Here is a 20,843-nt window from a genome sequence, read left to right as displayed (position 1 = left end):
TGTTAAAAAAATAGCATTTTTATTAATAATTTGATTTCAAATATACTTAAATTCAGTTTTTATGCGACCAGACCTATTCGAAGCTCCCGATTACTATAACCTAGATGAGTTACTTACAGATGAACATAAATTAGTACGCGATGCAGCTCGTGAATGGGTGAAACGAGAAGTTTCTCCCATTATTGAAGACTACGCACAAAAAGCAGAATTTCCAACACAAATTATTAATGGGCTGGCAGAAATAGGTGCTTTTGGCCCATACATTCCAATGGAATATGGTGGTGCTGGATTAGATCAAATTTCTTATGGCTTAATCATGCAGGAAATAGAACGTGGCGATTCTGGTGTTAGAAGTACAGCTTCTGTGCAGTCATCACTCGTTATGTATCCTATCTGGAAATATGGTAATGAAGAACAACGCCAAAAATATTTACCAAAATTAGCCAGTGGTGAATGGATCGGTTGTTTTGGTTTAACAGAACCTGATCATGGAAGCAACCCATCTGGTATGGTTACAAATTACAAAGATATGGGAGACCATTATCTTTTAAATGGTGCCAAAATGTGGATCAGCAATGCACCATTCGCGCAGGTGGCAGTTGTTTGGGCAAAAAATGAAGAGGGACGCATCCACGGTTTAATCGTTGAACGTGGCATGGAAGGTTTTACAACTCCCGAAACTCATAATAAATGGTCATTGCGAGCTTCTGCAACTGGTGAACTTATTTTTGATAATGTCAAAGTACCAAAAGAAAATTTACTCCCTAATAAATCTGGATTAGGAGCACCTCTTGGGTGTTTGGACTCCGCACGTTATGGTATTGCCTGGGGCGCCATTGGAGCTGCAATGGATTGTTATGATACGGCACTTCGATATAGCAAAGAACGTATGCAATTTGGAAAACCTATTGGTCAATTTCAATTACAACAAAAAAAATTAGCAGAAATGATTACTGAAATCACTAAAGCTCAACTATTAACCTGGAGGCTAGGTGTTTTACGTAATGATAATAAAGCGACTTCTGCACAAATATCTATGGCGAAACGTAATAATGTGGATATGGCTATCAATATTGCCCGAGAAGCTAGGCAAATACTTGGTGGCATGGGAATTACGGGAGAATACAGTATTATGCGTCATTCCATGAATCTAGAGAGCGTTATTACTTATGAAGGGACACATGATATACATTTACTTATTACAGGTTTAGATATTACTGGTTTAAACGCTTTTAAATAATCGTAATTTTCCTTCCTTTTTTTACGAAAACGTTTTCTTATAAAATTATTGGAGAACTGACTTTTGACATGTTTTTAATCTAATTCGCATTTTAACTTTGTCTGTGAATTTGAATACTATGCGTATTCTAACCTTTAAAATCATGCGAGAATCAAGACAAGACATCATTCAGTTTATTAACTTACAGTTAGCTTCAATAGGACAACCAACTTTTAAAGATAAACCAGAAAGTACTGATAAATTTTTAGATCCAAAATTTGAAAAATCTACTAGAGCTCTTATAATGAGCCTGAGAGAGAAATCAAGATTATTAGCAGACCATCAGGCACCAGCAGACTCGAGGATTCAAAATTTTATTGACGATTATCTAAAAGACATTTCAATAGGTAAATCATTAAAGCTACCCAACAATACACTGATTTTATCAAAAAAAGGACAAGCCAGAGAGATTAGTTTACCTCCAGATGGAAATTCTTTTAAAAGTGATTTAGTAACTTCAAGTCGTGTAAAACAGGGGATTTTAAATAACCCATTACATGATAAAAGAACAACAAAAGGCACCTTTCATATTGTAGAAGGAGATTTACCTGTTCCTCTTGACAAAAAAGAAGTTCCAAAAATTGCATTTGCGCATTTTTTACATGCTGCTTTTAACCCTTCGGATGATTTAAAAACACTTCCATTTACTTCTAGTCAAGAAGATCAAGCAAAAACGATGGTTTCAATGTTATTAAGACCTACTGTTTGTCCAGAGGTTCCAGGAATTATTGCTAAAAAATCATTAGAAGTTCGCTTTTTTGTTCCTGGTACTTTAGTGAGCAATCTTGACTTTGTAGAGTCTATTTTTGGCAACGCTGGAGATCCTAATTTAGTGCATAACGACGCAGCATTAGATCCTGAACATTGGACAGGTCATACAGGTTGTATCATTTTAGCACCACAATTAAAAGATTTAAAGAAAAAGGATGTTGGATTACCTCATTTTGATGATGCGACAGAGCGTCAAATAAAAGATGGTATGTGCTGGAAAGATGCAAACGAACTTTATAACAACGGGGGTGCTTTTAAAATTACTTGTAGGGATGATAGAGGTGTTGTTATTACGCTTATTGCAGATAATTATTATGGATATTCAAAAAAAGAAATCAAAACACAAATAAGTTACTCTGCAAATTTATTTGGTATCCTTGAGGAAGAACACGCAGGAGGTGCTATAGCCTTTGCAAGAAGAGTTATGGGAGACACTCTAGATGGGAAAGATTACTCAGACTTTCATAACAACCGTCATAGTTTCGAAGACGTCAAAAAATTAATGGGGGATCGCATTGAGGTACAACCAGAAAACTATGCCATCGATAAAAAATATCCAAATATTATTTACATCCCTGAATTCGCTTATGTAAATACCAATACAAATAGTATTACATGGACATATAATAATAAAGAGCAAAAATTAATTTTGTCTCCTTATAAAACGTATGTTCATCCTACGGGAAACAAATTCAGATTAGAAAAGCATAAGTCCGTTGATTTATGGCGTATTGTTGACACCTTTGCCGAGGGGATATTCTGCCATAAACCATGTACTGTATCTGGTGGAGGTAAATCTGAGATTTCAAAATCTATGCAAAATGCTATCACATATAGCACGTTCAACATTCAAAATATAGATGAAGATTTTAAAAAAGCAGATGAAATTATAGAATTTGATTATTCTACAAGATGGAAAGTTAAAGACCCTAACAGACCTAAATCAAGACCTTTCTTAAGTGAAGAACGGACTTTAAGTTCGGCTGTAAAATTGTTAATTCCTTCTGAAGAAAACTCAGATGAATTCAATGAATTCTTAAAGAATATTCCAGTACATATCCGTTCTTTAGTTTTATTTGTAAAACGACTATACAGACAAGCCCACGGTGTCTTAAACTGGAAAGATTATATGTCTGTAGAAATTATTAACGGGGAAAAAGGCACAGGCCTTTTACATAACAATACTCCTGTGGTTGGTAGTTATGTTCGTATTGGTTTTAATCAAAAAGGCAATTGGATGCTCAACAAATTAAGATCTGATTTTTCACCAAGTGAAAAAATTCAGACTGAAGATGATATCTCAGCATCCATAACGTTACCGAGACAACAATTTAAAAACTTAAATCCGGAATTTGACAATAAGAGTGTAAAAGTACTTGTTAATTGTGAGGCTCATTTATTTCAAAGACCAGATGAAGCTGTTGTAAGAGGTTACGATAAGAATGCCGAATTAGATATTGTTTCTGATGGCCGATTCTTAACAAATTATGAACTGTTAAAGAAAAAAGATGCTATAGCACTTTATGAAGACACTATTAATTTTGATAAATACACGCAACCCGTTCAAGATTTCATAATAAGTATTGTAAACAGTCCAAACGAAGAAGAGTTCTTTGTAGTGCCTTCGCATACAAGAATTATAAGTGACGGTCCAACAAAAAACCCACGTTATCTAGAACCAAATCGATTTGTAAATGAAACCGAAGCAAGTTATTTGGCTGATGTCGGAGTTCGTTTAGTTAGAAAAATAAAATCTGATGAACCAGTAATTCATGTGGTGAATGCCGTATTACCAGGTAGAAGAAATAACCCTGTGGATAAAAAAGCAGGAATACGTCCATTGGCAGTATACAATCCAATTCACTATCAAGAAACACCAGAATTGTTTATGGATTTTGTTAGCAGTTTAACAGGTAAATCACCATCAACAACAGGAGCTGGATCTGAAGGTGCATTAACCAAAGCGCCTTTTAATATGCTGACACCAACAACCGATTTAAATAATGCCTTATTATCGCATATTTTAACAGAGTCAAATGGATTCAGCACAGCAGCTGGTTACGTAGGCGCAGAGAATAAAGTAGACCATGATATAAGTTTATTAATTCCGGAGATCTGGGCAAGATTAGAGCCAGAAGATAGAGACCCTAAAGAGTTAATCGCTAACGGCTCATTAGAAAAACTGGAAGATTTCGAGTATAACGGAGACACTATTTTAGCAAGTCGTTTAGGGTATAGAATCACTAAGACATTCTCTCTAAGGTGTTTAAATCGTCTATTCGATGAACCAACTGCTGTTTTCAATGAACACATGTTAAAACCAGAATTACAAGGTCTGGAGGATTATGTAGACGGTATTAAAAATATTGTTGAAACCCAGCAAAAAGTAGCTATGAATTACTTCGAAGATGGAAGTGTAGATGCAGCAATACCACCTCTTAAAATCCTATTACATATTATGGCTTACGGTACTTATGAAGGTAAACAGATAAGTGACCCTGAGTTACGAAAATTCTTTGATAGAGATTACGTTTTAAATAGTAGTTGGTATAAAGAACGATTGGTGTTAAAACAACAAAAAGATATCCGTTTTTATGATTCTCAAATCGCTTACCTAGAAAATTTCATTGCAAATCCAGATAATAGCGTATTAGTTTCAGAAATGAATATTAAAGGTCGTTTAAAATCTGTAAAACAGTCATATAATAATGTTAAATCCGATTCATATTTAGACAGTTTAATTGGCACTATTGGAGCCGATCCTTTATTTAGAAAGTAAATTAATTCTTTAAAACAACCTTTTTAAAAATGCTTCTTATTGTAAGAAGCATTTTTTTTTAGAACTCATTTAGACTTTTTGGATTTAAGCGAAAATTAGAAGTTTTTGCCTATGTTGAAGACTTTTTTGAATTGCATAGCAGAGCTACGGAAGGAAAAAAAGACAAAAAACAGAGCTGAAAACAGCAATTTTTTTAGCAAATTGAAAAAGTCTAAATGAGTTCTTATTCAAAAAATCGAAAAACAAGGAAATTCGAATCTTTAATCTTAATAAACATGAAAAAGAGTATTTACTTAATAATACTTTCTTACCCTTAGTTTTGTTGTAGTGATGATAAAGATACTTACTCTTAAAGAAGACGATAAAACTCAAAATATAGATTTAGATATTCCAAAAGAAGATGGGAATACAGAATCTCAAAAAAAAGGCCTTCGTTTTGCTGCAGAATGTTCAACTCCACTTTACCAAGACCTAAATGGCATTCAATTAAAATAGAACTATAATTTAACGTTCGGATTGCAGTACGCCTTTCATTAAAACCTTTTTTTTCAAATCATAAAAAGAGGCTTCCTTAAAAGTTTAGAAGCTTAAAATTGTCACACCGAATGCAGTCGAGATGTTTTTAAAAATTCTCGACTGCCCACGAACAGACATCTAAGTACACTTTTTAGGCTGCCTCTTTTTGCGTACTTTTACTTCATGTTTTCATCTAAAAAAAGATTAGACAACGCTTATAAAAATGCTAAGATCATTGATTTTGATGATGATAGTAAATTTATACTATTTAGTGATTGCCATAGAGGAGATAATAGTTTTGCCGACGATTTTGCAAATAACCGAAACATTTACTTTCATGCTTTAAAGCATTATTATACTGAAGGTTTTCAGTATTGTGAGGTTGGTGATGGTGATGAACTCTGGGAAAACATTTCTTTCAATGCTATTTTAAATGCACATAAAAATGTATTCATGCTTATGAAACAGTTTCATAAAGCAAATAGACTACATATGATTTGGGGTAATCATGATATGGTTTACCGAAACCCTAATTATGTAAAAAAGCATTTATCAACTTATTTTGATGCCAAAACTGGTGAAAATGTGGAACTCTTTGGAGACATTACATATCATGAAGGCATTGTTTTAAAACACCGAAAGACTGAACAAGAATTATTTTTAACGCATGGGCATCAAGCCGATTGGTGGAACTTCTTGTTTTGGAAATGGAGTCGGTTTATGGTTCGTGTTCTTTGGAAACCATTGAATGTTATGGGAATAGCAGACCCTACAAGCCCAGCTAAGAACTACAAAGAACTCATAAAAGTAGAACGTAGAACTAAAAAATGGATTAGCGATAACGATAATTTATTAACCATTGTTGGTCATACACACCGACCTCGTTTTCCCGAACCCGGAGATATAGCTTTTTTTAATGATGGTAGTTGTGTACACCCACGAAGCATTACGGGGATTGAAATAGAGAACGGTACCATTTCATTAATTAAATGGCATATAGCGACTAAAGAAGATGGTACACTTCAAATTGTTAGAACAGTACTTGAAGGTCCTATGAAATTGATTGACTATAAGACAAATTGAAAATGAAAGAATATAAATTAGAAATTTTTGCTGATTACTTTCAATTTCATTTGCATGATGAAAAATATAATCCAAATTTTGGAAATGCATGGACTGAATTTACTACAAAAAACCTTCTAGCTATAACAGATGAAGGCATTGCCGTAGGTACTCGTAGAAATATGGATGTCAAAGTTCTAATTAAAATACTTGACTCTGAACCAGTGCCAAAAAATAATAACAAGGATTCTATATTTCAAATTAATGAATCAGACTTATTGATTATATCTAAAAAATTAGTAGTGATGGGATGTACTGAATATTTTCCAGAAGCAAAACGTATTGAATTAGAAAATGGAATTTATAGAGTTCGAATTTACTATTGTGATCTAGACAAAATTAGTAAGGATGAACTTGATGGTGATGATTATTATGAAATTGAAATCTGGAAAACGAATAATAAAAATATACCTACTTACAATCAATTAATATCATTGCACAAAAATTGACGTTAAAAAAATCTCATAAAATATCCATTATTACTTCCTGTGACTAAGCATATACTCCAAAAACGATATGAAGGTTTTTTAAACACGCCTTTTTTATGGAAAAGTGGTGTCCTTTCAAATTTAAATCCATTCGAAATCATTTCAAAATCTAATAAAATTGCTATTAATATTGATGAAAAACTGCGCTTAGGAAAATATGTAGAGCGATTTGTTTCTTTTGAATTAGAACAGTATAAAAACATTTCCATTATAGCAGAAAATGTACAAATTCAAGATAATAACATAACTTTAGGAGAACTTGATTGTTTACTGCTTAAAAACAACAAACCTATTCATTTAGAGATCGTTTACAAATTCTACGTATATGATACTTCCATTGGAGAAACAGAAATCGAACATTTTATTGGACCAAATAGAAAAGACTCTTTAAAAGAAAAAATCACTAAGTTAACGGAGAAACAATTACCTCTTTTGCATTCCAACGAATGTAAAGAATACTTAAAAACACTTAATCTAAAATCTGAAGATATTTCGCAACAGGTCTATTTTAAAGCTCAATTGTTTGTTCCTTTTTCAAATCAAGATATTCAACTTAAAACACTAAATAACGACTGTATTAACGGTTTCTATATCAATAAAAATCAGCTAAATCAATTTAATGATTGCAAGTTTTATATCCCACAAAAGAAAGATTGGTTAGTAATTCCGCATACAAATGTAAAGTGGTTACATCCCAACGAATTTGAAACCGTTGCTAAAGACTATTTTAATCAGCAATTTTCTCCACTATGCTGGGTGAAATTAAAAAACGGTGAATTAAAAAAAATATTCTTGGTTTGGTGGTGATTATACTTTTGAGGATCTAGAATAGGAACTTTTTTGCGTTAGGGATTAAGCGGCATGTTTGAGCTCCTCTTTGAGAGCAAGTAGTGAAAGCCCGCCCCAATAGGGTAACGCCCAAACATTTGGTATTCTTAGTTACTATTTATGAGATCTCCTACCTTACTGAAACAAATTCAGCACAAGTCGCAGGAATATATTAACTCTCTGGTGCCAACTCGACCTCGAGACCCTCCATATCTGAAGTCATTTGAATCTGGCAACCTAAACGGCTATTATCTTTTACATCAAAAGCTTCTGATAGCATCGCTTCTTCATCGTCGCTCATTTCTGGTAAATCTGTTTCACTTAATACATAACACTGACAGGATGCACACATAGCCATACCTCCGCAAACACCAATAGTGCCTTCTGGAGCTAACTCATAAGATCTTACAACTTCCATAAGATTCATTGCCATATCTGTTGGCGCAACAATATCATGAGTTACACCGTCTCTATCTGTAATTTTTATATTAATGTCTTCCATTGTTAAGTTTTTATACTTTTAATTAAAAGCATTTCACAATTCGTGCCGCAAATTTAAACTTTCTGAATTATTTAGAGACAAGTTTCTCTATTATTTTAGTAGGAATTAAAAAAAGTGAATTAGTCTTCAATATTAATAACCTGTTCTATTTGAGGTGCATACTTTTTAATAGTCATTTCTACACCAGACTTTAAGGTCATTTGATTAACGCTACAACCCACGCAAGCTCCTTTTAGCTTTACTTTAACTAAAGTATCGTTTTCTTCTATTGATAGTAAAGAAATATCACCACCATCACTTTGTAAAAATGGACGGATTTCTTCTAGGGCTTTTTCAACATTTACTTTTAATTCTTCTGAAGTCATTTGTTATTTTTTAACTGCTGAACACCCAGCCATTGTTGTTATTTTAATTGCTTCTGTTGGAGGTAAATCATCATTTCGTCTTACAACTTCTTGCACCACATTTTGAGTTAATTTTTCAAAAGCCTGCTCCAATGCTGTAGCAGTTTGTAAAGCTGCTGGACGACCAACATCACCTGCTTCTCTTATACTTTGTACTAAAGGTAATTCTCCCAAAAATGGCACTTCTAAATCTTCAGATAAATTTTTAGCACCTTCTTTTCCGAAGATATAATATTTATTATCTGGCAATTCATCTGGTGTAAAATAAGCCATATTTTCTATAATTCCTAAAACAGGCACATTTATACTCTCTTGCTGAAACATAGCCACTCCTTTTTTAGCATCTGCTAATGCTACGTTTTGAGGAGTGCTTACTACAACGGCTCCAGTAATTGGCAGAGATTGCATAATACTTAAATGAATATCTCCTGTACCAGGAGGTAAATCTAAAAGTAAGAAGTCTAATTCCCCCCAGTGCGCATCAAAAATCATTTGATTTAATGCTTTTGCAGCCATGGGGCCTCTCCAAACTACTGCTTGGTTAGGTTGCGTAAAAAAACCGATAGATAATACTTTAACACCATAATTCTCTATAGGTTTCATTTTAGATTTCCCACCAATATTTACCGCTAAAGGTTTTTCGTCTTCTACATCAAACATAATAGGGATGGACGGCCCATAAATATCGGCATCTAAAACACCTACCTTAAAGCCCATTTTTGCTAAAGTAACTGCTAAATTTGCAGTAACCGTAGATTTGCCTACACCACCTTTACCAGATGCTACAGCTACAATATTTTGAATCCCTGGAATAGGGTTTCCTTTAATAACATTAGCTTTTGGTTTTGCAGGAGCTTCTACTTTTACATTCACTGTAATTTTAGCTTTTTCGTAAACCTGCTCATGAATTGTTTTTAAGATATCTACCTCTGTACGTTTCTTAGCTTGTAAACTAGGGTTTTTAATGGTAATATCTACAATAACCTCATCTCCAAAAGTAATCACATTTTTCACAGCACCGCTTTCAACCATATTTTGTCCTTCTCCTGGTACAGTAATAGATTCTAATGCTTTTAATATATCTTGTTTATTAAGCTTCATTCCTTATTTAGATTAATTCTAATATGCAAATATACAGTGAATTGTTTAGACTTTAAAGCCATTTTATTGAAATGATTTATATGATTATTCGGTTTATTTATAGGAGAAAACCAATATGTAGTTATTTGTAAATTTTTATAAAATTAGGAAATATTAGTGAATTATGATTGAAAAGCACCTAATACAGAAATTGAATCTGAAGATCTAAAAAAGTGGCCGTCAATAAAAAACATTTAATTATTGGAAAGGAGATAAATTTGATTCTATTTCACTATAATTCTTTTGAAGGATCCCAAAACACTTTTTCTAAATTCTGAATTTGATTTTCTATCACCTCAACACCTTCGCTTTCTAGTAGTTGCTGCATAAGGTTAGTTCCATCAAAATGATGCTTACCAGTTAGTAAGCCTTTTCTGTTTACAACACGGTGGGCTGGAACATCTTTGCCTCCAGAACCATTCATAGCATAACCCACCATACGAGCACTCCTAGCCGCTCCTAAGTAGACCGCAATAGCACCATAACTTGTAACTTTGCCATAGGGGATTTGTTTAGCTACTTCGTAAACTTTGTCAAAAAAATTTAAGGTTTCAGGTTTCATAGCCTATATTTCTTTGATGATATTGATTAGTGTAATAATTGAAATAACGCCTGTAATACTTCCAATAACATAGTTCATGTTTTTTTGAGACGTAAACGATTTTCCTTTTATTTTATCAAAAAAGAAAATATACATGTATAACATTACAAAAGTTCCCATCGCTGCTCCGGCTACATAAGATATAATACTAGTTTGACCAAAAGACATCCATCCAAAAGAAGCCAATGTAATCGTCATATACGCCTGATAAGGAATAGGAAACACATTTATTGCTGATAGAAACATACCTTGGAAAAACCGACTATGTTTACTACGGCGCATTTGAGTTTCAATTGGTGGTTTAGGTTTTGCTATAATCAAAAAGTAAATAGTTATTAATACAAAAATCACGAATGCAACACGTTGCAGAATGTCTACGACTTCTAAGTGCTTACTTAAATACCTTGCAAAAACTGCAGCAAGATATGTTTGAAGTAAAACGACAACACATACCCCAATAGAAAACATAATACCCCTCGCGTGTCCTTCTTTTAAACTTATTTTAGCAGCCGTCATATTCAACAAGCCTGGAGGGATCACTCCAATTAAAGCTATAAATAAACCAAAAATAAAGATAAGAGTTATGCTCACTAATGCTTAATTTTAAACCGAATATACGTAATTGGTTTGTTTTGTTCTAAATATTGCGATTCATAGAATGTTTGAATGCTTGTAACTTCTTCGGGGCTACCTTCCTGCTTGTATACATTATGATTGGCATAAAGCACCTCATGCCCTGCACCATGCAACAAACCGAGTGTATACCCGTGCATAAACTCACTATCTGTTTTTAGATTAACCACACCTTCCTTTTTTAATACTTTTTTATAGCGTTTTAAAAATGCTTCATTGGTCATTCTATGTTTTGTTCGCTTATACTTTATTTGCGGATCTGGAAAGGTTATCCAGATTTCATCTACTTCGTTTTCTGCAAAAGCATGATCTATTAATTCGATTTGAGTTCTTAAAAAAGCAACATTAGAAATAGTTTCTTCAATAGCTGTTTTTGCTCCTCTCCAAAAGCGCGCCCCTTTAATATCTATTCCTATAAAGTTTTTATTAGGATACTTTTTTGCCAATGCTACAGAATATTCTCCTTTTCCACAACCTAGTTCTAACACTAATGGGTTTTCATTTTTAAATACAGATGGTCTCCAATGACCTTTTAACTCATATTCTTCATTAACCAATTCTTCTCTTGATGGTTGAAACACGTTTGAAAAGGTTTCATTTTCCTTAAATCTCTTGAGTTTATTTTTACTTCCCACTATTATTTAAAATTTTGGTAAAATTAAGGAAATATACGAGAGCGTTTATATGCTTATCTTTGATTTTACTAAAAACTTGAGCAAAGAACAGTAACAACATCTTTTTAACTTGGTCGTATTGTTTAAATTAAAAAGATTATTGTAGAAAACTCGTCTTTAGCAAAGTTAAAGGCAGGTTATATTTAACAGATGAAAAAACGAATTTTAGTTGCTCCTTTAAATTGGGGCTTAGGGCATGCCACTAGAAGCATTCCTATTATTTATGAATTGATAAAACATGGATTTGAACCTATTATTGCCAGTGACGGAGTAGCTTTAACACTTCTGCAAAAAGAGTTCCCAATGCTTTCGTCTATAACGTTACCTTCTTATAACATTACCTATGCTAAAAAAGGAAAGCATTTTAAATTAAAACTGATTAAGGATTCTCCTAAATTAATTAAAGCTATTAAAGCTGAGAAAAAAGCGACGAAGCTTATTGTAGAAACTCATAATATTAAAGGAATTATTTCCGATAACCGATTAGGTGTATATAGTAAAAAAATACCTTCTGTTTTTATAACACATCAACTTAATGTTTTAACAGGAAGCACGACATGGCTAAGTACAAAAATGCATCAAAAAATCATAAAGAAATTTGATGTATGCTGGGTTCCCGATACTAAAGGAGATATTAATCTAAGTGGCAAACTTGGACATGTTGATAGTTTTGAAATACCTATAGAATATATTGGACCTTTAAGTAGGTTTGACAACAAATATTCAAGCATTGAAAATGATTTAATGGTATTATTGTCTGGTCCCGAACCGCAACGTACATTACTAGAAGAAATCCTTTTTTCTGAATTAAAACAGTATAACGGAAAAATTGTTTTTGTTAAAGGTATTATGGAAAAGGAACAAACGATCCAAATTATAGGAAATATGACTATTTATAACTTTATGACCTCTAATTTATTGGAAAAAACTATTAATCAGAGCAAATTAATTTTATCAAGATCTGGTTATACAACCATTATGGATTTAGCTAAACTCAACAAAAAAGCTTTTTTTATACCTACCCCTGGACAATTTGAGCAAGAATATTTAGCAAAAAGATTGACTGATCTAGAGTTAGTATCAAGCTGTAACCAGGAGGATTTTTCATTAGACAAATTAAAAGACATAGACTCTTTTAAAGGTTTAAAATCCTTTGATTATCATGTGAATTTTAAAAAACTATTCGATCTTTTCGAGTGTGAATGAAAACTCACTACCAACTCCAAACTCACTTTCTACATATATTTTTTCGTCGTGAGCTTCAATAATATGTTTTACAATAGAAAGTCCTAAACCAGAGCCTCCTTCTTTACGAGAGCCACTTTTATCAACTCTATAAAAACGTTCAAACAAACGAGGAAGATGTGCTTTTTCTATCCCCTCTCCATTATCTGTAACACGAACAATAACCTTGTTTTTTATTAAGTTTTCTATGCTTATTTCTGTAGTTCCTTTTTCTCTTCCATATTTTAAAGAGTTCACAATTAAATTTACTAATACTTGCTGTATACGTTCTTTATCTGCTTTAACTAACACCAAGTTTTTATAATCTGTATCAAAAGTAAGTGTGATTTTTCTTTTGTTAGCTTTCATCTCCAACATCTCAAATACGTTTTCAACTAACTCAACAATATCAAATTCTTCTATAGTTAAACTTAAATCACCAACTTCTAATTTAGTGATCATATCTAAGTCTTTAATAATATAGCCTAAGCGTTCAATACCTTTACTAGCACGTTCCAAATACTTTTCTAGTAGTTTTTCGTCATTCATAGCACCATCCAACAAAGTAAGTATGTAACCTTGCACTGTAAATAATGGCGTTTTTAATTCATGAGATACATTACCTAAAAACTCTTTCCTATATTTTTCACGAACTTTTAAAGTTTCAATTTCTAGCTTTTTGTCTCTCGCAAACTTATCAATCTCTTGAGTAAGTGTTCGCATATCTGTAGTAATAGGACCTTTATTTAAACTAGCAGATTCTAAAAGGGTTAAATCGTCATATATTTTTTTAACACGCTTATATATAAATCGTTCTACGCTAAACTGAATGACTAAAAAAGAAAATACATAAACGCTTACTGCAAAAGCAAATGCGTGAAGCCAATTAAACTCATATAAATAATATAAAAAAACACTCATTAAGAGCGTTGTAAATAAAGTTATATATAATGATGTTTTTATGGAAAACCTATATGACCTTTTAAATTTTGTCTGCATTATTCTACAAACTTGTAACCTACTCCTTTTATGGTTTTAAAACTAGTATCTCCTAATTTTTCTCTTAATTTACGAATGTGTACATCGATTGTCCTTCCTCCAACAACAACTTCATTGCCCCAAACTGCATCAAGAATTTCATCTCTTTTAAAAACCTTTCCTGGTTTTGAAGCTAACAAAGATAACAATTCAAATTCTTTTCTTGGTAAAATTATTTCTTCACCCTTTGAAATAATCTTATACTCATCTCTATTTATTACTAAATTCCCTATTTTAACCGTATCTGAAGTATCCTCTTCTTTAAAGCGTCTTAAAAGGGCTTTTACTTTACTAACTAAAACCTTTGGTTTTATTGGTTTTGTTATATAATCGTCTGCACCTGCATCAAAACCAGCTACTTGAGAGTAATCTTCTCCTCTAGCTGTTAAAAAAGTAATAATACTGTTTTTTAAATCAGGGTTTTTTCGAATTAATTCACACGCTTCAATACCATCCATTTCTGGCATCATAACATCTAGAATGATTAATTGTGGAAGCTCTTTTTTTGCTTTTTTAACCCCTTCATGACCGTTTTCTGCAGTAATAACTTGGTAGCCTTCACTTGACAAATTGTAACCAACTATCTCTAAAATATCTGGTTCATCGTCAACTAATAATATCTTAATATCATTCTTTTTCATACTTAAATAACAATTATATTTATTTCTTAAAGTAAAGATAAAACTAAATAACACCGTTTTATTGATACTCTAAAATTAATAACATTAACGTAACAGACAAGTTACAGTAATTTAAACTTTCGACCAAATAACGAAATCTTTAACACTTTTTTGGCATCAATTTTGTAGTAAATTATTACCTTTATAGTGTTGAAAAGAGTATATGAAAAAAAACTACCTATTCATTTTGTTTTTAGCATTAACATTATCTGCAACCCAATACGGGCTTGCTCAAAACAATGTTAACAACTCTCCTATTCAACAAAAAATAGAAGGATTATCTTTATATCCAAACCCTTCTCCTATTGGCAGAACGTTTGTAAATATAACATCAAAACGTAATTTGACTAAAAAAATTGAGTTCTTTAATGTTTTAGGAAAACAGATTCGTTCTATTGTTTTAACTGGTAAAGAATTAAATATTTCAAATTTAAGCAAAGGCGTCTATATTTTAAAGATTACTGAAAAAGGCTTTAGTGAGACAAGAAAACTAGTGATTAAATAAATATTACAATTCATAAATTTAAAAAGCGTTACTAATATAGTAACGCTTTTTAAATTTATATATTTTTGTCTTTCTAATAAAAATTCTTAAAACTGACTATCCTCAAGACAAAACCCGGAGGAATTCTGTTCGATTAATTATGATTGACACTAATTCTATTTTCAATATTAATACGCAAACAGAGTTTGAAGATTTGGCACTCCAAGTTTTTAAGTTTCAATTTGAAAATAATCGTGTTTATCGTTCTTTTTGCGATTTAATATATAAACATCCCAGCGATGTTAAGACTATAAAGGACATCCCTTTTTTACCTATCCAGTTCTTTAAATCTCATAATATTCTAAGCTCTAAAGACACTATTAAAACTACTTTTTCTAGTTCTGGCACTACTGGAAGTATGACTAGCAAACATCAAGTAACAGATTTAGATATTTATACCCAAAGTTTCACCAAAGGATTTCAACAATTCTATGAAGCTATCGAAGACTATGTGATTCTGGCATTATTACCTTCTTATTTAGAGCGTGAAGGTTCCTCCTTGATATATATGGTAGATGCTATGATTAAGCAATCAAAACATCCTGAAAGCGGATTTTATTTAAATAATTATTCCGAGCTGAAAGACACATTAATAACATTGGACTCACAGGGGAAAAAGGTATTATTAATAGGCGTATCTTTTGCTTTGTTAGATCTTGTTGAAATACATCAGTTTAATCTAAACAATACCATTGTTATGGAAACTGGCGGTATGAAAGGGAGAAGAAAAGAACTTATTAGAGAAGCCTTGCATAAAAAGTTAAAAATAGGCTTTGGAATTAACGTAATACATAGTGAGTATGGAATGACCGAGCTTTTAAGTCAAGGATATTCTAAAGGGCATGGTATTTTTAATTGCCCTAACTGGATGCGTATTTTAACACGAGATACGGAAGACCCGTTTTCTATACAACCGTTAGGCAAAACAGGTGGGATAAATGTTATTGACCTAGCCAATATAAACTCCTGTTCTTTTATTGCCACTCAAGATTTAGGCCGTGTTAACAATAACGGGGCATTCGAAGTTATTGGTCGTTTTGATAATTCGGATATTCGCGGATGTAACCTTATGGTGCTTTAATTACAAAAAAAAATAGAAAATAATTTAATCTTTGTGTAAGTTATTCGAAATAGCTACGACAAAACCAACAGCTAAGATAAAAGAAAAATTTAGTTTTTAGTTGGTTGGTTAAAACAAAGCCTGATTTCTTAAATCAGGCTTTGTTATTTTTATACAATTCGTAATACGAAATAATTTTTCTTACCACGCTGCAACAATACAAACTTATTGTTAATTAAATCTTTTGTGGTAATACGGTAATCGTCTTTTACCTTTTCTTTATTTACAGAAATAGAATTCTCTTTAAGCGCCCTTCTTGCTTCTCCGTTAGACTTCAAAAATCCACCTTTCTCGGCTAAAGCTGCAATAATATCTAGGCCATTATCAATATCTGTTTGAGATATTTCTGTTTGTGGCACACCATCAAATACATCTAAAAATGTTTGCTCATTCAGTCCTTTTAGATCATAGCTTGTCGACTTACCAAAAAGTATAGTACTTGCTTTTATTGCGTTTTCTAAATCGTCTTTAGAATGCACCATCATGGTTATTTCTTCGGCTAAACGCTTTTGTAAAACACGTAAATGAGGAGCTTCTTTATGAGTATCTATTAAAGTATTGATGTCCCCTTCTGTTAAAAAAGTAAATATTTTGATATATTTTTCAGCATCTTCATCACTAGAATTTAACCAATATTGGTAGAACTTATATGGTGAGGTTCTATTAGCATCTAACCACACATTGCCGCCTTCAGATTTTCCAAATTTAGAACCGTCGGATTTAGTAATTAACGGACAGGTGATAGCAAAGCCTTTTCCGCTATCTATTCTTCTAATTAATTCTGTACCAGTTGTAATATTTCCCCATTGGTCACTTCCTCCCATTTGAATTGTACAATCTTTTTCTTTATACAAATGAAGAAAATCGTACCCTTGGACTAATTGATATGTAAACTCTGTAAAACTCATTCCTTCGGACGCCTCAGACGAAATTCTATTTTTCACAGAATCTTTTGCCATCATATAGTTTACAGTGATATGCTTACCAACATCGCGAATAAATTCAAGAAATGAAAAGTCTTTCATCCAATCGTAATTATTCACTAAAACCGCAGCATTCTCAACATCACTTTCAAAGTCTAAAAAATGTGATAATTGATTTTTAATAGCGTTTTGGTTATGACGTAATGTTTTTTCATCTAACAAATTACGTTCGTTTGATTTACCAGACGGATCTCCAATCATTCCTGTAGCACCTCCAACCAAAGCTAGTGGTCTATGCCCACAACGCTGATAATGCGCCAAAAGCATAATAGGAACCAGGTTTCCAATATGTAAAGAATCTGCTGTAGGATCAAACCCCACATACGCACTGCGCATACTTTCCATTAAATGCTCTTCAGCTCCTGGCATTACGGTATGTATCATACCTCTCCACGTTAATTCTTCAACAAAGTTCTTTATCATTATTTTCAATTTTTACAAAACTATGCAAAGATAAAAATCAATGTATAATTACTTAGGTATTATGAATAATTCTTTACTTGGAAAAATAGATCTAATCTAACATCGCAATTTTAATTGAAATTATCATCCTTTATAAGTGAGGATTAAAACAATAAATATTTTACATAGATGACATTTGAACCTAAGTACTCTTAAATATTTATTACTTTCGTTGCATGATTTTAGTAACAGGTGGTACGGGTTTAGTTGGTTCTCATTTACTTTATAAGCTTGCTAGCAGTAATGAGAAAATTAGGGCTATCTATAGAACAGAACGCAAACTTGCTAATGTAAAATCTGTTTTTGCTACGTATACGAATAATTACGAGCCTCTTTTTAAAACCATTGAATGGGTGAAAGCAGATCTTTTGGATATTCCTGCATTATCTGAAGCATTTAAAGAGGTTACTCATGTATATCATTGTGCTGCATTTGTATCTTTTGATCCCAATAAATATCAAACATTACGAAAAACAAATATTGAAGGCACTGCTAATATTGCAAATCTATGTTTATCAAATACTGTTAGTAAACTTTGTTATGTAAGTTCCATTGCTACTTTAGGTAACGCTATTAATAATGAAGATATAAACGAAGATACTATTTGGAACCCCGAAGATGATAATAGTGTTTATGCGATTACAAAATATGGTGCCGAAATGGAAATTTGGCGTGCAACACAGGAAGGACTTAATGTCGTAATTGTTAATCCTGGCGTTATTTTAGGTGCTGGTATTTGGCGTTATGGAACTGGAAGTTTTTTCAAAAAAGCACATAAAGGCTTTAAATATTATACTTCTGGAACAGTGGCTCTTATAGCTGTTGAGGATGTCGTTTCGATTATGATAAGACTTATAAAGAGTGACATCATAAATGAACGTTTTGTTTTAGTTGCGGAACATTGGACATATAAAAAGTTTCTACAAGCTTTATCTAAGTCTGTAAATGCAAAGCCTCCAGAGAAGATGATTAGCAATTGGTTATTAAAATTGGCATGGAAATTAGATTGGTTAAAAACCAGATTAACGGGTAAACGAAGGCAATTAACAAAACACATTGCCATATCTTTATCAACAAAAACCAACTACAGTAGTCATAAAGTTATAACTGCTTTAAACTACAAGTTTAAGCCTATAGATAAAACGATTACTACTATCGGGAATCTTTATCTGAAATAGAGTCTATTACAGTTCTTATTTCTTCAAGTCTTCTATCTATTAACATTTCAGTAATAGAGTCCTTTATAGATAATACTTTTAACGAATCTCTAATTTTTAATAAACTTGTTGAATCCTTTTCTGTAAATGCCACTATAAGTGAGTCTTCTTTTCTTTTTTCGGCTTCTATTCGTTCTTTTTCTTCTTCATCTTTAAACTTAACCTTAAGTATTTCTAAGCTATCTTTAACTTTAAGAAAAATCTCTTCATAATCTTTTATATAAAAAGCATAATATTCATTACTTAAAGCAAATTGCAAGCTGTCTATATTATGCTTATCATAAACATAGGTGTTAAACTTAACACCATGATCTTCCATTATTTTTCTATTAACAGGATTTGCCAATGATATTATTTTAGCATCAATTAAAATATCAACCATTTTCTCCTTAGATATTAAATTATCGGGTTTCTTTGGTTTCTCTAAATCATGACAGGCCGAAATGACTATTAAAATACTTAAATATATAGTTAATCGTTTAAAAATCATCTATTAAAAGTTAATCGTTTTGCTGCTTTTACACCATTAAATTTAGAGTTTTGGTACACTAAACTACCGTTTAAAAAGGTATGCGTAACTCTTGATTTAAATGTTGTTCCTTCAAACGGAGACCATTCACACTTATATAAAATATTATCTTTCTTTACTGTCCACGGATTATTTAAATCTACCAACACCAAATCTGCAAAATAACCTTCCTTTATAAAACCTCTCCTTGCAATTTGAAATAGAATTGCTGGGTTATGACACATTTTTTCAACGACTTTCTCCAAAGTAATTCTGCCTTTATGACACATTTCCAACATGGCTGGCAATGCATGTTGTACTAACGGGCCTCCTGACGGTGCCTTGGTGTAAATATTTTTCTTTTCCTCTAAAGTATGCGGTGCATGATCGGTAGCTAAAACATCTATTCTATCATCTAATAAAGCTTCCCATAATTGCGCTCTATCTTCTTTGGTTTTAACCGCTGGATTCCACTTAATAAAAGTCCCTTTTTCATCATAATCTTCATCACTAAACCACAAGTGATGTGTACAAACTTCTGAGGTAATCTTTTTATCTTTTAAAGGAGTCTTATTGTCAAATAGATTAGTTTCTTTTCCGGTTGAAAGATGAAATACATGCAATCTTGCCCCCGTTTTCTTGGCTAATTCTATCGCCCTTGAAGATGACAAATAACAAGCTTCTTCGCTTCTTATTTTTGGATGATATTTAATAGGAATGTCATCTCCATACGTTTCTAAATGTTCTTTAAGATTCTTTCTTATGGTACCTTCATCTTCGCAATGAACAGAAATAACCATTTTGGTACTCCTGAAAATCTTCTCCAGAACATCTAGGTCATCAACCAACATATTACCTGTTGAAGATCCTAAGAATAGTTTCAGACCTGCTGCTTGATTTATATCTAATTTTAGAATTTCATCTAAATTATCATTAGTGCCTCCAAACATAAACGAATAATTAGCTAAAGACGTTTTTGCCGCTACTTCAAACTTCTCTTCCAATTTCTCAATGGTTGTTGTTTGAGGGGTTGTATTAGGCATTTCTATAAAAGAGGTGATCCCTCCTGCAATAGCGGCTCTAGATTCAGTTTCTATATTACCTTTATGTGTTAATCCTGGTTCTCTAAAATGAACTTGATCATCGATAGCTCCAGGTAATAAGTATTTTCCTTCGGCATCTACAACAAGCACATCGGCAGATTTAGCACTTATAGATTTTCCTATTTTTTTAATGTACTCACCTTCAATTAATATGTCGCCATTAAAAATAACGCCTTCATTTACAATATTCGCATTCTTAATAAGTGTCGATTTTAATTTCATATAAA

The 20,843-nt window shown here is 32.3% G+C and carries 21 protein-coding genes; 10 read left to right on the top strand and 11 right to left on the bottom strand.

Features of this window, described 5'->3' with window-relative positions; translation table 11 throughout:
* Positions 1-61 precede the first annotated feature (61 nt).
* From Q4Q39_RS07975 to Q4Q39_RS07950, 6 genes are all read left to right on the top strand, one after another.
* Positions 62-1,240, top strand: a complete 1,179-nt coding sequence (locus tag Q4Q39_RS07975) for an acyl-CoA dehydrogenase family protein (protein ID WP_303281882.1) — start codon at positions 62-64, stop codon at positions 1,238-1,240.
* Positions 1,241-1,382: 142 nt separating this feature from the next.
* Positions 1,383-4,829, top strand: coding sequence for a PPi-type phosphoenolpyruvate carboxykinase family protein (locus tag Q4Q39_RS07970; RefSeq protein ID WP_303281881.1), 3,447 nt, complete (start codon positions 1,383-1,385; stop codon positions 4,827-4,829).
* 330 nt (positions 4,830-5,159) lie between these two features.
* Positions 5,160-5,324, top strand: coding sequence for a hypothetical protein (locus tag Q4Q39_RS07965; RefSeq protein WP_303281880.1), 165 nt, complete (start codon positions 5,160-5,162; stop codon positions 5,322-5,324).
* 204 nt (positions 5,325-5,528) lie between these two features.
* Entirely contained in the window at positions 5,529-6,428 is a 900-nt protein-coding gene (locus Q4Q39_RS07960; RefSeq protein ID WP_303281879.1) for a metallophosphoesterase family protein, read from the top strand.
* Between the two features lie 2 nt (positions 6,429-6,430).
* Entirely contained in the window at positions 6,431-6,916 is a 486-nt protein-coding gene (locus Q4Q39_RS07955; RefSeq protein WP_303281878.1) for a hypothetical protein, read from the top strand.
* 39 nt (positions 6,917-6,955) lie between these two features.
* Positions 6,956-7,762 (top strand): DUF1853 family protein, encoded by an 807-nt coding sequence (locus Q4Q39_RS07950; protein WP_303281877.1) that lies wholly within the window; start codon positions 6,956-6,958, stop codon positions 7,760-7,762.
* 193 nt (positions 7,763-7,955) lie between these two features.
* Here the strand turns inward: Q4Q39_RS07950 and Q4Q39_RS07945 are convergent, their stop codons facing one another.
* From Q4Q39_RS07945 to trmB, 6 genes are all read right to left on the bottom strand, one after another.
* Entirely contained in the window at positions 7,956-8,285 is a 330-nt protein-coding gene (locus Q4Q39_RS07945; RefSeq protein WP_303281876.1) for a 2Fe-2S iron-sulfur cluster-binding family protein, read from the bottom strand.
* Positions 8,286-8,404: 119 nt separating this feature from the next.
* A complete protein-coding gene (locus Q4Q39_RS07940; RefSeq protein WP_303281875.1) occupies positions 8,405-8,650 on the bottom strand; it encodes a NifU family protein in 246 nt (81 codons plus the stop codon).
* A 3-nt stretch (positions 8,651-8,653) separates the two neighbouring features.
* Positions 8,654-9,790 carry an Mrp/NBP35 family ATP-binding protein gene (locus Q4Q39_RS07935; RefSeq protein ID WP_303281874.1) on the bottom strand — a complete coding sequence of 379 codons (1,137 nt, stop codon included), beginning with the start codon at positions 9,788-9,790 and terminating at the stop codon, positions 8,654-8,656.
* A gap of 271 nt (positions 9,791-10,061) precedes the next feature.
* Positions 10,062-10,391, bottom strand: coding sequence for an MGMT family protein (locus Q4Q39_RS07930; RefSeq protein WP_303281873.1), 330 nt, complete (start codon positions 10,389-10,391; stop codon positions 10,062-10,064).
* Between the two features lie 3 nt (positions 10,392-10,394).
* Positions 10,395-11,021 carry a lysine transporter LysE gene (locus Q4Q39_RS07925; RefSeq protein WP_303281872.1) on the bottom strand — a complete coding sequence of 209 codons (627 nt, stop codon included), beginning with the start codon at positions 11,019-11,021 and terminating at the stop codon, positions 10,395-10,397.
* On the bottom strand, positions 11,021-11,698 hold the full coding sequence (gene trmB, locus Q4Q39_RS07920) for a tRNA (guanosine(46)-N7)-methyltransferase TrmB (RefSeq protein WP_303281871.1): 678 nt from the start codon (positions 11,696-11,698) through the stop codon (positions 11,021-11,023). The genes Q4Q39_RS07925 and trmB overlap by 1 nt, the downstream gene beginning before the upstream one ends.
* Positions 11,699-11,887: 189 nt before the next feature.
* Here trmB and Q4Q39_RS07915 point away from each other — a divergent pair, with 189 nt between their 5' ends.
* Positions 11,888-12,943, top strand: coding sequence for a glycosyltransferase (locus tag Q4Q39_RS07915; RefSeq protein ID WP_303281869.1), 1,056 nt, complete (start codon positions 11,888-11,890; stop codon positions 12,941-12,943).
* Here Q4Q39_RS07915 and Q4Q39_RS07910 read toward each other — a convergent pair.
* Together Q4Q39_RS07910 and Q4Q39_RS07905 are read right to left on the bottom strand one after the other, a co-directional pair.
* Entirely contained in the window at positions 12,917-13,960 is a 1,044-nt protein-coding gene (locus tag Q4Q39_RS07910; protein WP_303281868.1) for a sensor histidine kinase, read from the bottom strand. The genes Q4Q39_RS07915 and Q4Q39_RS07910 overlap by 27 nt on opposite strands.
* On the bottom strand, positions 13,960-14,640 hold the full coding sequence (locus Q4Q39_RS07905) for a response regulator transcription factor (RefSeq protein ID WP_303281867.1): 681 nt from the start codon (positions 14,638-14,640) through the stop codon (positions 13,960-13,962). The genes Q4Q39_RS07910 and Q4Q39_RS07905 overlap by 1 nt, the downstream gene beginning before the upstream one ends.
* A gap of 202 nt (positions 14,641-14,842) precedes the next feature.
* Between Q4Q39_RS07905 and Q4Q39_RS07900 the strand changes: the two genes are divergently transcribed.
* Together Q4Q39_RS07900 and Q4Q39_RS07895 are read left to right on the top strand one after the other, a co-directional pair.
* Positions 14,843-15,184, top strand: coding sequence for a T9SS type A sorting domain-containing protein (locus Q4Q39_RS07900; protein ID WP_303281866.1), 342 nt, complete (start codon positions 14,843-14,845; stop codon positions 15,182-15,184).
* Between the two features lie 139 nt (positions 15,185-15,323).
* On the top strand, positions 15,324-16,304 hold the full coding sequence (locus Q4Q39_RS07895) for a LuxE/PaaK family acyltransferase (protein WP_303281865.1): 981 nt from the start codon (positions 15,324-15,326) through the stop codon (positions 16,302-16,304).
* A 149-nt stretch (positions 16,305-16,453) separates the two neighbouring features.
* Here the strand turns inward: Q4Q39_RS07895 and tyrS are convergent, their stop codons facing one another.
* Positions 16,454-17,749, bottom strand: coding sequence for a tyrosine--tRNA ligase (tyrS, locus tag Q4Q39_RS07890; RefSeq protein ID WP_303281864.1), 1,296 nt, complete (start codon positions 17,747-17,749; stop codon positions 16,454-16,456).
* A gap of 215 nt (positions 17,750-17,964) precedes the next feature.
* Here tyrS and Q4Q39_RS07885 point away from each other — a divergent pair, with 215 nt between their 5' ends.
* On the top strand, positions 17,965-18,966 hold the full coding sequence (locus tag Q4Q39_RS07885) for an NAD-dependent epimerase/dehydratase family protein (RefSeq protein ID WP_303281863.1): 1,002 nt from the start codon (positions 17,965-17,967) through the stop codon (positions 18,964-18,966).
* Here Q4Q39_RS07885 and Q4Q39_RS07880 read toward each other — a convergent pair.
* Both Q4Q39_RS07880 and Q4Q39_RS07875 read right to left on the bottom strand, forming a co-directional pair.
* Entirely contained in the window at positions 18,941-19,495 is a 555-nt protein-coding gene (locus tag Q4Q39_RS07880) for a DUF4296 domain-containing protein (protein ID WP_303281862.1), read from the bottom strand. The genes Q4Q39_RS07885 and Q4Q39_RS07880 overlap by 26 nt on opposite strands.
* Complete coding sequence (locus Q4Q39_RS07875) at positions 19,492-20,838, bottom strand: dihydroorotase (protein ID WP_303281860.1); 1,347 nt, start codon at positions 20,836-20,838, stop codon at positions 19,492-19,494. Before Q4Q39_RS07875 ends, Q4Q39_RS07880 begins: the two co-directional genes overlap by 4 nt.
* Between the last annotated feature and the right edge of the window lie 5 nt (positions 20,839-20,843).

Origin of the sequence: Flavivirga amylovorans (assembly GCF_030540875.1) — a bacterium.
Lineage (GTDB): Bacteria > Bacteroidota > Bacteroidia > Flavobacteriales > Flavobacteriaceae > Flavivirga > Flavivirga amylovorans.
Note: the sequence above shows the minus strand (reverse complement) of the source record. Positions and strands in the feature narration are given on the sequence as shown.

Coding starts and splice junctions, on each gene's coding strand:
- Q4Q39_RS07880 (WP_303281862.1), bottom strand. CDS start 19,495: ATGATTTTTAAACGATTAACTATATATTTAAGTATTTTAATAGTCATT.
- Q4Q39_RS07930 (WP_303281873.1), bottom strand. CDS start 10,391: ATGAAACCTGAAACCTTAAATTTTTTTGACAAAGTTTACGAAGTAGCT.
- Q4Q39_RS07875 (WP_303281860.1), bottom strand. CDS start 20,838: ATGAAATTAAAATCGACACTTATTAAGAATGCGAATATTGTAAATGAA.
- Q4Q39_RS07955 (WP_303281878.1), top strand. CDS start 6,431: ATGAAAGAATATAAATTAGAAATTTTTGCTGATTACTTTCAATTTCAT.
- Q4Q39_RS07895 (WP_303281865.1), top strand. CDS start 15,324: ATGATTGACACTAATTCTATTTTCAATATTAATACGCAAACAGAGTTT.
- Q4Q39_RS07885 (WP_303281863.1), top strand. CDS start 17,965: ATGATTTTAGTAACAGGTGGTACGGGTTTAGTTGGTTCTCATTTACTT.
- Q4Q39_RS07915 (WP_303281869.1), top strand. CDS start 11,888: ATGAAAAAACGAATTTTAGTTGCTCCTTTAAATTGGGGCTTAGGGCAT.
- Q4Q39_RS07945 (WP_303281876.1), bottom strand. CDS start 8,285: ATGGAAGACATTAATATAAAAATTACAGATAGAGACGGTGTAACTCAT.
- Q4Q39_RS07975 (WP_303281882.1), top strand. CDS start 62: ATGCGACCAGACCTATTCGAAGCTCCCGATTACTATAACCTAGATGAG.
- Q4Q39_RS07900 (WP_303281866.1), top strand. CDS start 14,843: ATGAAAAAAAACTACCTATTCATTTTGTTTTTAGCATTAACATTATCT.
- Q4Q39_RS07940 (WP_303281875.1), bottom strand. CDS start 8,650: ATGACTTCAGAAGAATTAAAAGTAAATGTTGAAAAAGCCCTAGAAGAA.
- Q4Q39_RS07935 (WP_303281874.1), bottom strand. CDS start 9,790: ATGAAGCTTAATAAACAAGATATATTAAAAGCATTAGAATCTATTACT.
- Q4Q39_RS07910 (WP_303281868.1), bottom strand. CDS start 13,960: ATGCAGACAAAATTTAAAAGGTCATATAGGTTTTCCATAAAAACATCA.
- tyrS (WP_303281864.1), bottom strand. CDS start 17,749: ATGATAAAGAACTTTGTTGAAGAATTAACGTGGAGAGGTATGATACAT.
- Q4Q39_RS07970 (WP_303281881.1), top strand. CDS start 1,383: ATGCGAGAATCAAGACAAGACATCATTCAGTTTATTAACTTACAGTTA.
- Q4Q39_RS07960 (WP_303281879.1), top strand. CDS start 5,529: ATGTTTTCATCTAAAAAAAGATTAGACAACGCTTATAAAAATGCTAAG.
- Q4Q39_RS07905 (WP_303281867.1), bottom strand. CDS start 14,640: ATGAAAAAGAATGATATTAAGATATTATTAGTTGACGATGAACCAGAT.
- Q4Q39_RS07965 (WP_303281880.1), top strand. CDS start 5,160: ATGATAAAGATACTTACTCTTAAAGAAGACGATAAAACTCAAAATATA.